Genomic DNA, 11,062 nt, shown 5'->3' with positions numbered 1-11,062 from the left:
ATTCCTGCACAATTTATTCTCATGATAAAAACGTCTTAACTTTCTCTCTACTTTTTCTGGGTAAGGTCAATTTGGGTCTGCACCATTTTTGAGTAATAGTTTTACTTCTTGTGCATTACCATCTTCTACAGCTAGGAATAATTGTTCTTCCTGTGTTTTTACGCGTGTTTCCACATTAGATATAAAAAATAACAATACTAAACATGCAATACCAATAATGCTAATATATTTTATAATTTTTCTCATAAGATATTTTACAATGCTTCTAATAATATTAGATATCATCTATAAAATTAAAAAATCCATGAAAGGGGATGAAAATATGTAAAAAAGTATTATTGATTAATTAAAAACAGATTTTGATTTGATAATACTAATAAAATCGATTTATCTTAAATTTACGTTGATTTTTACCTGTTATTTTTTGTAGTTTATCCAACGTAAATTCCAGGTAAAACAAAGTCGTTATCTCCAACCGTTACAACCAACTCTCCTTCTTTAATTTTTATTTGATTAGGTGTATGGTCCCATACCATCACACTCTGGGATCATACACCTAAAGTACTCCGACACTGGGATGACACCCCGGGGTTTCTGGGATGACAAAAAAGAGCCCCCTGAGCAAAAATCTTATAGCCACTTGAATGATAATTGACTTTTTGCCTAAAATAACTAAGAAAGAAACTTCTCATCAAGATAACTTAAATATATACTAATTCTCTTATTTTTAAACGATTTCTCATCATGAATTGCACGATCAAAAACCTGAATTTGACTTGTTATAATGCTACAATTATTATTTGCAACTTCTAATACGCCACTATCAATTACAACCTTCTTTTCTGTTTGGTTACTCATTTTAACAGTAATCATACCAGGCAATAAATAAATTAAGTAAGGAGCATGGTGAGCTAAAATCATAAGCTCCCCTTCGAGCCCAGTTACTGAAAGAGAAACCACTCCACTGAATGAAATTTGATCATCAGGAGAGAAAAATTGCACTTTAAAAGTATTCATAATCTTTAACTTTTATTTAGCTTCAGCTTGTATTAATTCAGCCTTTTTTATTGCTTCATCTATATTCCCCACCATATAAAAAGCAGCCTCTGGTAAGTGATCATATTTGCCTTCAACAATCCCTTTAAAACTGGAAACAGTATCAGAAAGTGAAACAAATTTACCAGGCATGCCAGTAAATATTTCTGCAACGTGAAAAGGTTGAGAAAGAAATTTCTGAATCTTACGAGCCCTATCAACAATAATTTTATCTTCATCAGATAGCTCATCCATACCAAGTATTGCGATAATATCTTGCAGTGATTTATAAGTTTGCAATATACGTTTCACCTCAGAAGCTACATTATAATGTTCTTCACCAATGATTTCAGCAGATAAAGACTGAGAAGTTGAATCAAGTGGATCAACAGCAGGGTATATTCCCATTTCAGCTATTTGCCTTGACAACACTGTGGTTGCATCAAGGTGAGAGAATGTAGTTGCTGGGGCTGGATCAGTCAAATCGTCCGCAGGAACATATATAGCTTGCACAGAAGTAATAGAGCCAGAAGTTGTTGAAGCTATTCTTTCTTGCATTGCACCCATATCAGTTGCAAGGGTTGGCTGATAACCAACAGCTGACGGTATTCTTCCAAGTAAAGCAGAAATTTCAGAACCAGCTTGTGTAAATCTAAAGATATTATCCACAAAAAATAGAACATCTTGGTTTTCACGGTCACGAAAATACTCTGCCATAGTAAGTGCTGTTAAAGCAACTCTAGCCCTTGCTCCAGGAGGCTCATTCATCTGACCATAAACCAAAACAGCTTGAGATTTTTCATGCTCATTTATATTTATTACATTTGAAGTGATCATCTCGTGATAAAGATCGTTACCTTCACGCGTTCTCTCCCCTACCCCGGCAAACACAGAAAATCCTTTATGAGCTTTTGCTATATTATTAATTAATTCCATTATTAGGACTGTTTTACCAACACCGGCTCCACCAAATAAGCCAATTTTTCCTCCTTTAAGATAAGGTGCAAGAAGATCTATAACTTTTATTCCCGTAACTAAAACTTCTTCCTGTATTCTCTGTTCAGTAAAACTTGGAGGTGCTCTGTGTATAGGCTCTAAGTTATACTTTCCCTTCAGTGGACCACACTCATCTATAAGCTCTCCAACAACATTAAAAATCCTTCCTAAAGTTGAACGCCCAATTGGCACCGATATTGGTGCACCTGTATCAACAAATTCATCCCCCCTTGACATGCCATCTGTGCTATCCATAGCAATACAACGAACTATATTGTCACCTATATGCTGCGAAACTTCTAAAACCAGCTCCTTATCCTTATATTTTAGTTTGCTTTTTAAAGCATTAAATATTTTAGGCAATTCACCTTCAAATTTTATATCAACAACTGCTTGAGTTACCTTAATCGCTCTACCTATATTCATCTCTTTATTTTTATCACCTAACACTATAATTCCATAAAAGAACTTCTAAAGAAAATAAATTTTATATTATTAATAGAAATTTTGCAACATTAAAACGCTTACTAGTTACGCTTCATTACAAACAATGCAAATGCATTTAATAGCCAAGTAATAATAAACAATACTAAACTAAGCGCATAAGCAGCAAGAGTTTGTACACTATTGAAATCCTGATCTCCGGTAAGTAATGTAGCGATCTGCACGGTAATGGTAGTAACTGAATTAAGAGGGTTAAAAGTCAAATTTGCGTTGATTCCCACAGCCATTAGCACAATCATTGTTTCACCTATCACTCTTGAAATTGACAATAAAATTGCACTTAAAATTGTAGGCATTGCATAAGGTATTGTTATATGCCATATAGTTTCCGCTGGAGTTGCACCAAGTGCCATGAAGCCATAACGCAAGCTTTTTGGAACAGATCTTATGGCATCTTCGAGTAAAGAAATAATAAAAGGAAGAATCATTATCCCAATCGATAAACCGGCAACTAAGGCACTTTCTGAGTGTATACTTAAACCAAAAAAATTTGCTACCTGCTTTATAAAGAAAGACAAAAACACAACCGCGAAATATCCATATACAACCGTAGGAATAGCAGACAAAACTTGCAAAGTTGTATTAACAATATAACGCACTTTCTCACTCGCATATTCACTAATATATATTGCAGAAAATAAACCAAGCGGAACGACAACTAACATTGCTATAATAGTTATAAGTAATGTACCAACTAAAAGCGGCGCTATACCAAAACATCCTATCTTCTCTTCATTGATAGTGACTACATTGTGGCCCCATTTCAAGCAAAACAAGAATTCTGAAATAGCTACTTTATTAAAAAAACTAATGGATTGAATAAAAATAGACAGCATTATAAATAAAGTGATAAAAAATGATATGGCCAAAGCCACAAATAACGAAAGTTTTATTATCTTATTTCTTTTATTTTTAAAGATAAAAGCAAGCATGAAAAAAAGTAACGCTATAGAAATAAAAGTTACAAAACAATTATTATAGAATACTAACAACCAAGTTAGCATCCATACACAACTAAGATATAGATAAGATTTAACCTTATTTACTTCTTGAAACCTACTAAAACAAAATAAAAGGATTAGTAAGACAGGTATGACTATCACCGAATTCATTCTTCCATGCATCAAATTTTATTCTACGAAAATGTCATACAAGTTCACCATTATTTGACAATAAAGTAAAACAATTTAAAATAAATAATTATATTAATATAAAAACAATGAAGAGAACATTTCAACCAAAAAATTTGATAAGAAAGCGCAGACACGGATTTCGTTCACGTATGGCAACAAGAGCTGGAAGAAAAATCCTTAATAGGCGCCGTTCATTAGGGTGTAACAAATTATGCGCATAGTAAGTATAAAAAAAAAGATTTTTCTTCTGCTTTCAAAAATAAGTTAGCACTCAACAGTCTTTTTTATCGTGGGCTTTATATATCACTGTACGCTATAAAAGAAAGAGAACCTGAAAAGTACATTCATACTATTAGAGTAGGTCTGGCTATCAGTAAAAAAACCGGAAAAGCAGCAAAAAGAAATAAAATAAAAAGGCAACTACGAATGCTTGCTAAAATTAACATTTTAAATATAAGTAATATAGGGCACTACTACATAATACTAACTCATAGAAACATTATGCAAGCAAGTTATAAAAATTTACAAAAAGATCTAACTATTTGCTTAAAAAAGATAAAATAAAAAAAAATCTCAATTAAGGTATTTACAACTATACTTTTTATGATAACATAGGTAAAATTTTTAAAAATAGTTAATGGGTGTGGTGAATGGTAGAGCATATAAAAGAGGTAAATAACACAGGCTTTGGTCAGATGTATCAATTCTTATTTCTTCCTAAAGGAACAGGAACAGATTGGAGGTCAGCATTTCGCCAACAAGAAGAATTATTTAAAAAAGTGGGAGGTAATGTAATATTACCAGAAATCAGTAATTCTCCTTCAAAAGGGAATCAATTAGGGGAAGTAGGAACAATGCTAAATAATGTAGAAAATGACCAAGAACATATAAGAAAAAAAAGATATCGTAGTTAAAGTAAAAACTTAAAGAATAGTAACAAAACAAGAAAGTTAAAATATAAGTATACCTACTGTCTAATTAACAAAGAAATTTTTATAAACTTGGCGGCGACCTACTCTCCCTTTTCAAGTACCATCAGCGCTAAAAAGTTTCACTTCCGAGTTCGAGATGAGATCGGGTGGTTCGTTTTTGCTATAGCCACCAAGTCAATAAAAATTTCTAACTTAACAATTTTAACTTAATATTTAACACTGCATACACACATATAGAAAGCAAATAAATCAATCAGGCTATTAGTACTAGTTAGCTTCACATGTTACCATGCTTCCACACCTAGCCTATCAACGTGGTAGTCTTCCACGGCCTTAATTGGGAAATCTTTTTGAAGAGGGTTTCTTGCTTATATGCTTTCAGCAATTATCCCATCTATACATAGCCACCCAGCGATGCTATTGGCATAACAGCTGGTACACCAGAGGTATATCCATCTCGGTCCTCTCGTACTAGAGTCAGACCTTCTCAAATTTCCTTCACCCACGGCAGATAGAAACCGAACTGTCTCACGACGTTCTAAACCCAACTCACGTATCACTTTAATCGGCGAACAGCCGAACCCTTGGGACCTTCTTCAGCCCCAGGATGTGATGAGTCGACATCGAGGTGCCAAACGGTGTCGTCGCTATGAACGCTCGAACACCATCAGCCTGTTATCCCCGGCGTACCTTTTATCCGTTGAGCGATGACCCTTCCATACAGAATCACCGGATCACTATGACCGACTTTCGTCTCTGCTTGGCTTGTCAGCCTCGCAGTCAGGCAAGCTTATGCCATTATACTATCAAGCTGATTTCCGACCAGCTCTAGCTTACCTTCGCACGCCTCCGTTACTTTTTAGGAGGCGACCGCCCCAGTCAAACTACCCACCATACAATGTCCTAGTTCCAGATAATGAAACATAGTTAGATATCAAAAGTGTAAAGGGTGGTATCTCAAGGTTGACTCCATTATAGCTAGCGCCATAACTTCAAAGTCTCCCACCTATCCTGCACATCACACTTTTAATAGCAATGTAAAGCTATAGTAAAGGTGCACGGGGTCTCTTCGTCTAACCGCGGGTACCCCGCATCTGCACGGGGAATTCAATTTCGCTGAAGTGATGTTGGAGACAGTGGAGAAATCGTTACGCCATTCGTGCGGGTCGGAACTTACCCGACAAGGAATTTCGCTACCTTAGGACCGTCAGTGTTACGGCCGCCGTTTACTGGGGCTTCAATTCGGAGCTTGCACCCTTCCTATTAACCTTCCAGCACCGGGCAGGCGTCAGACCCTATACTTCCACTTACGTGTTTGCAGAGTCCTGTGTTTTTAGTAAACAGTCGCTACTCCCTATTTTGTGCCACCTACTCATAGTTGCCTAAAAGCAGGTTACCCTTCTTCCGAAGTTACAGGTATAATTTGCCGAGTTCCTTCAACATCATTCTTTCAACACCTTAGTATACTCTACTCATCCACCAGTGTCGGTTTGCGGTACGGCCTCATAAATATAAGTGCTATTTCCTGGAGCTTCTTTTAAGCATAGATCAATCCAATAAGATCTATACAAATACGAAACCCGTCACACTTAAGAGGTTTAGGAATATTAACCTAATTGCCATCGACTACTCCTTTACGGACTCGCCTTAGGAACCGACTAACCCTACGCAGATTAACTTAACGTAGGAACCCTTAGATTTTTGGTGAGAGTGTTTTTCACACTCTTTTACGCTACTTATGTCAGCATTCTCACTTCCGATATCTCCAGCAGTTTTCACAAACCACCTTCACAGACTTACGGAACGCTCCGCTACCGCGCCTATTGATCGAAATCAATAAGCACTCACATCTTCGGTATACAGCTTTAGCCCCGGTACATTTTCGGCGCAGAAAAACTTATTTAGACAAGTGAGCTGTTACGCTTTCTTTAAAGGATGGCTGCTTCCAAGCCAACCTCCTAGCTGTAATGGTTTTTCTACTTCCTTCCCCACTTAGCTGTAATTTTGGGACCTTAGATAGTGATCTGGGTTGTTTCCCTCTTCACCACGGACTTAGCACCCGTAGTGTGCCTGCTGTATAATTAATTGTTGGTATTCGGAGTTTAGTTAGATTTGGTAAGACGGTGAATCCCCCTAGTCTATCCAGTGCTCTACCCCCAACAACATACATACAACGCTCTACCTAAATAGATTTCGCGGAGAACCAGCTATTTCCAAGTTTGATTGGCCTTTCACCCCTAATCACACCTCATCCAATAATGTTGCAACATTAACTGGTTCGATCCTCCAGTGTGTTTTACCACACCTTCAATCTGGTCATGACTAGATCACTTGGTTTCGGGTCTAATCCATAAAACTAAAACGCCCTATTCAGACTTGCTTTCGCTACGCCTACACCTAACGGCTTAAGCTTGCTTCATAGATTAACTCGCTGACCCATTATGCAAAAGGTACGCTGTCACTCTAAATATCAATAAATTGATATAGAGCTCCAACTGTTTGTAAGCACTTGATTTCAGATTCTATTTCACTCCCCTCCCGGGGTTCTTTTCACCTTTCCCTCACGGTACTTGTTCACTATCGGTCGTTAAGGAGTATTTAGGCTTGGAGGATGGTCCCCCCATATTCAAACAGGATTTCACGTGCCCCGCTCTACTCAAGGATTTAAAAACTTTCTACTTATACAGGACTATCACCTTCTATGGTTACTATTTCCAGAGTATTCTAATTCTTATTCTTAAATCACTAGCCTTTTCCGCTTTCGCTCGTCACTACTAACAGAATCTCGGTTGATTTCTTTTCCTTTGGCTACTTAGATATTTCAGTTCACCAAGTTTGCTTTACATACTTAGTACGTAATAACTAGCTAAACTAGTTGGGTTTCCCCATTCGGAAATCTGCGGATCAAAATTTGTTGACAATTCCCCACAGCTTATCGCAGCCTGCCACGTCCTTCATCGCCTCTTAACGCCAAGGCATCCATCAAGTGCTCTTAATAATTTATTTATCCGACTATATGCAGAATATGCAGAGTTAAATATTATTAAAATTGAATTGAGATTAAATTAATCTCTACCATAAAACTTTTCAAACATCTAAAAACTAAATTAATCTTTTATATGTTATACCCTAATAAATAATATGTCAACGCCTTTTTGCACAAAACATTTACTTATATTATCAACAACAATATACTAGCAATCCTAAACAGTATAATCTGAGAAATATGTGGTAAACTTATATATACAGTAAAAATTAATAAAAAAGATATTTTGTAAGATAAAATGTGTTAAAATCAATTGCCTAAAAATGATAATAAACATTCGGAGTATTTCTAACGTATGAAAAGTAATCTCTCTTTTATAAAAAACGTTGCTTTAAATTGTATGTCTAAGCTCATTGACGTATTAAATATTAAGAAAGTAAAACACTTCATTGTGAATAAATATAATACTCTTCATAAAGAAATGACAGTGCTTCTTAAAAAATCTAAGAACCTGTTAAACACCAACATTGAAATCGGTTTATATCACTTTTATAAAGGTAGCATATCAGATGCAAAGTTACGATTTTGGTTAATTAGCATATTTTACCCCCATTTACCTATAGTCTGGTATAACATCGGAAGGTGTCATTTTGCGGTAGGGAATACTAACAAAGCTTATAATTATTTAACAAGGGCACTAAAATTAGATAATGACCACGAGGAGGCGTCTTACTATATAAAAAAAATGACAAACTCAGCGCCTATTACAGAATTGCCAAAAAACCTCATAAGACAATATTTTGATTACACAGGTGAATATTTTGTTGAGCATTGGTTGATTGCCAAACAATATAGAGGGCATGAACTTGTACACATGATAATTACAAAAATCTTCAACAACTCCACTTCTGAGCTCAATATACTCGACCTTGGTTGTGGAACTGGAATATGTGGTCATTTCTTGAAAATAAATAGTATTGGAAACCATATAACAGGAATTGACATTTCAAGTAGAATGCTAAATATCGCAAGAGGATGCTTTATAAAAGGTAAGCCTGTTTACAATGAATTAATACATATGGAAATGAAAGAGTTTCTTAATCAAGAGAAAAACCAGCAGTATGATGTAATTATCTTTGCTGAAGTGCTACATTATCTACATGACTTTCAAGAAGAGTTGGAATTAGCAAAAAGATCTACGAGCAAAAAAGGAGTTATTGTATGTTTAATAAGAAGAAAGGAAGGTATTGACTTTGTAAATAAAGGAGACTATTTTCGTCACTCAGAAAGTTATGTTCAACATGTTGCAAAAGAAATAAATATGCAAATAAGTTATATGAGTTACTGTAAAATATATGGCAGTCAGGTTGACGGTATCTTGTTTGCATTACAGCATCAACAAGAAAATCCGAAAAACCTAACTTAAAAATCGCTCAAAATGACTTTTAAGTATCTATATATAATAAAAGAATAAAAGGAACTTTATGAATAACATTACCATTAATTACGCAAAGGACAGCAAATTAACCGACTTTGGAAAAGCAGTTCTATCAGACAGGTATTTAATAGAAAATGAAAGTTATCAAGACCTCTTTGCACGTATTGCTAATTACTATTCTGATAATAAAGAACATGCGCAGCGTCTTTATGACTACATGAGCAACTTGTGGTTCATGCCTTCAACACCAATACTCAGCAATGGTGGCACTAAGAGAGGGTTACCTATCTCTTGCTTTCTTAATGAAACCGAAGACAGCTTGCAGGGAATAGTTGATCTATGGAACGAAAATGTTTGGCTTGCTGCACGTGGAGGAGGCATAGGTAGTTATTGGGGAAATTTACGCTCAATAGGCGAAAGCGTAAAGGGTAGCGGCAAAACATCAGGAATTGTTCCATTTATTGTAGTGCAAAATGCTCTAACGCTTGCAATTAGTCAGGGATCCCTAAGGCGAGGAAGTTCAGCAGTCTACCTTCCTGTATCTCATCCGGAGATAGAAGAGTTTCTAGATTTACGCAAGCCAACAGGCGGTGACCCAAATCGCAAAGCGTTAAATATACATCATGCTGTAATAGTAACAGATAAATTTATGCAGGCTGTTGAGAATGATCAAGAATGGAATTTAATAAGCCCTCACAACAATAAGGTTATTTCAACTGTAAAAGCGCGGGATATATGGATCAAAATATTAACAGCAAGAGTTGAAACTGGAGAACCTTACATTATTTTCCTTGATGCAACAAATAACAATAAGCCAGAATCTTACAAAAAGCTCAACTTAGACATCAAGATGTCAAATCTATGCAGTGAAATAACTTTAACCACAGGTTATGATCACCTGAATAAGTCACGCACTGCTGTGTGTTGTCTATCATCCGTAAACCTTGAGTACTACGAAGAATGGAAAGACAATAAACTCTTCATAGAAGATATAATGCGCTTTCTTGATAATGTATTGGAAGATTTCATAAATAAAGCACCGAATGAAATGCAGCGAGCAAAATATTCTGCAGCCAGAGAACGCAGTATTGGTCTTGGTGTGATGGGCTTTCACTCATTTTTACAAAGCAAAATGGTTCCTTTTGAATCAGTAACAGCACAACAATGGAATAAAAAAATATTTAAGTATTTACGCGAGCAAGCAGATATAGTTTCTAAAAAATTAGCAGAAGAAAAGGGAGCATGTTCTGATGCCAAAGAAGTTGATCTAATGGAAAGGTTTACACACAAACTCGCTATTGCTCCTACTGCCTCGATCTCCATTATTGCAGGTAATACCTCCCCTGGAATAGAACCATACGCAGCAAACGTATTCATACAAAAGACACTTACAGGCTCATTTGTAGTGCGAAATAAATTCTTGCAAAAACTATTAGCAGAAAAAAATCAAGACAATGATAAAATATGGTCTTCAATTTCAACAAACGAGGGTTCCGTTCAGCATTTAGATTTTCTTAGTGAGCATGAAAAATTGACATTTAAAACAGCGTACGAGCTTGACCAAAGATGGATTATAGAACATGCAAGTGATAGAACTTCGTATATTTGTCAATCTCAATCAGTAAATCTGTTCTTACCTGCCAACGTACATAAACGTTACTTGCACAAAATACACATGCTTGCTTGGAAAAAAGGATTGAAGAGCTTATATTACTGCAGATCACAATCAATGCAGAGAGCCGATAAGGTCTCGCATGACATATTCAAAAAAAGTGAAATATTGCAACAAAAAACAGATATTGACTACGATGAATGTCTGTTATGCCAATAGCGGCCTTACTCAAAAAAAGTAGAGAGAAAGTTAAGCAAATGGGTAAATAGACTTCTTGCATAACCATATAACGCACTTTTATTGGGAATAGAAACGAAAAAACTTTCTTGACAAACTCCGCCAGCTCCCTTATCATAAAACTGAAGCTATTTATTTATCTTCTCTGTACAGATTAAATGACAAAAAAACTCACGTATCTGGCGTCTC

8 protein-coding genes, 2 rRNA genes and 1 pseudogene are annotated in these 11,062 nt (G+C 35.8%); 5 read left to right on the top strand and 6 right to left on the bottom strand.

What is annotated here, in order from left to right:
- Positions 1-66: 66 nt before the first annotated feature.
- The 4 genes from ACIPNH_RS00340 to pstC all read right to left on the bottom strand — a co-directional run bounded on the left by ACIPNH_RS00340 (position 67) and on the right by pstC (position 3,647).
- Positions 67-246, bottom strand: a complete 180-nt coding sequence (locus ACIPNH_RS00340; protein ID WP_238514246.1) for an ankyrin repeat domain-containing protein — start codon at positions 244-246, stop codon at positions 67-69.
- Positions 247-672: 426 nt separating this feature from the next.
- Positions 673-1,017: a F0F1 ATP synthase subunit epsilon gene (locus tag ACIPNH_RS00335; RefSeq protein ID WP_006279902.1), complete on the bottom strand. Its 345-nt coding sequence runs from the start codon at positions 1,015-1,017 to the stop codon at positions 673-675.
- Between the two features lie 12 nt (positions 1,018-1,029).
- Complete coding sequence (atpD, locus tag ACIPNH_RS00330; protein WP_010962432.1) at positions 1,030-2,457, bottom strand: F0F1 ATP synthase subunit beta; 1,428 nt, start codon at positions 2,455-2,457, stop codon at positions 1,030-1,032.
- A 101-nt stretch (positions 2,458-2,558) separates the two neighbouring features.
- A complete protein-coding gene (pstC, locus tag ACIPNH_RS00325) occupies positions 2,559-3,647 on the bottom strand; it encodes a phosphate ABC transporter permease subunit PstC (RefSeq protein WP_038199744.1) in 1,089 nt (362 codons plus the stop codon).
- 107 nt (positions 3,648-3,754) lie between these two features.
- On the opposite strand from pstC, the gene rpmH reads away from it, so the two are divergent.
- The 3 genes and pseudogenes from rpmH to ACIPNH_RS00310 all read left to right on the top strand — a co-directional run bounded on the left by rpmH (position 3,755) and on the right by ACIPNH_RS00310 (position 4,582).
- Positions 3,755-3,889: a 50S ribosomal protein L34 gene (gene rpmH / locus ACIPNH_RS00320; RefSeq protein ID WP_006279898.1), complete on the top strand. Its 135-nt coding sequence runs from the start codon at positions 3,755-3,757 to the stop codon at positions 3,887-3,889.
- 67 nt (positions 3,890-3,956) lie between these two features.
- Positions 3,957-4,232: pseudogene (gene rnpA, locus ACIPNH_RS00315) on the top strand (ribonuclease P protein component); the annotation flags it as partial.
- Between the two features lie 86 nt (positions 4,233-4,318).
- Positions 4,319-4,582: a hypothetical protein gene (locus ACIPNH_RS00310; RefSeq protein ID WP_077188558.1), complete on the top strand. Its 264-nt coding sequence runs from the start codon at positions 4,319-4,321 to the stop codon at positions 4,580-4,582.
- 85 nt (positions 4,583-4,667) lie between these two features.
- Here the strand turns inward: ACIPNH_RS00310 and rrf are convergent.
- Together rrf and ACIPNH_RS00300 are read right to left on the bottom strand one after the other, a co-directional pair.
- Positions 4,668-4,774 (bottom strand): 5S ribosomal RNA (rrf, locus tag ACIPNH_RS00305).
- 66 nt (positions 4,775-4,840) lie between these two features.
- Positions 4,841-7,606 (bottom strand): 23S ribosomal RNA (locus ACIPNH_RS00300).
- Between the two features lie 335 nt (positions 7,607-7,941).
- Between ACIPNH_RS00300 and ACIPNH_RS00295 the strand changes: the two genes are divergently transcribed.
- Together ACIPNH_RS00295 and ACIPNH_RS00290 are read left to right on the top strand one after the other, a co-directional pair.
- Complete coding sequence (locus tag ACIPNH_RS00295; RefSeq protein ID WP_400770811.1) at positions 7,942-9,012, top strand: methyltransferase domain-containing protein; 1,071 nt, start codon at positions 7,942-7,944, stop codon at positions 9,010-9,012.
- Positions 9,013-9,070: 58 nt separating this feature from the next.
- Positions 9,071-10,855, top strand: coding sequence for a ribonucleoside-diphosphate reductase subunit alpha (locus ACIPNH_RS00290; RefSeq protein WP_400770808.1), 1,785 nt, complete (start codon positions 9,071-9,073; stop codon positions 10,853-10,855).
- Positions 10,856-11,062: the final 207 nt, after the last annotated feature.

The organism is Wolbachia endosymbiont of Drosophila barbarae (assembly GCF_044752445.1).
GTDB lineage: Bacteria > Pseudomonadota > Alphaproteobacteria > Rickettsiales > Anaplasmataceae > Wolbachia > Wolbachia pipientis.
The sequence above is the reverse complement of the archived record's forward strand: the minus strand, read 5'-3'. Positions and strand labels throughout refer to the sequence as shown.

Bases quoted from the DNA above. Each gene is read 5' to 3' on its own strand.
- ACIPNH_RS00340 (WP_238514246.1), bottom strand. From the start codon at position 246: ATGAGAAAAATTATAAAATATATTAGCATTATTGGTATTGCATGTTTA.
- ACIPNH_RS00335 (WP_006279902.1), bottom strand. From the start codon at position 1,017: ATGAATACTTTTAAAGTGCAATTTTTCTCTCCTGATGATCAAATTTCA.
- atpD (WP_010962432.1), bottom strand. From the start codon at position 2,457: ATGAATATAGGTAGAGCGATTAAGGTAACTCAAGCAGTTGTTGATATA.
- pstC (WP_038199744.1), bottom strand. From the start codon at position 3,647: ATGAATTCGGTGATAGTCATACCTGTCTTACTAATCCTTTTATTTTGT.
- rpmH (WP_006279898.1), top strand. From the start codon at position 3,755: ATGAAGAGAACATTTCAACCAAAAAATTTGATAAGAAAGCGCAGACAC.
- ACIPNH_RS00310 (WP_077188558.1), top strand. From the start codon at position 4,319: ATGGTAGAGCATATAAAAGAGGTAAATAACACAGGCTTTGGTCAGATG.
- ACIPNH_RS00295 (WP_400770811.1), top strand. From the start codon at position 7,942: ATGAAAAGTAATCTCTCTTTTATAAAAAACGTTGCTTTAAATTGTATG.
- ACIPNH_RS00290 (WP_400770808.1), top strand. From the start codon at position 9,071: ATGAATAACATTACCATTAATTACGCAAAGGACAGCAAATTAACCGAC.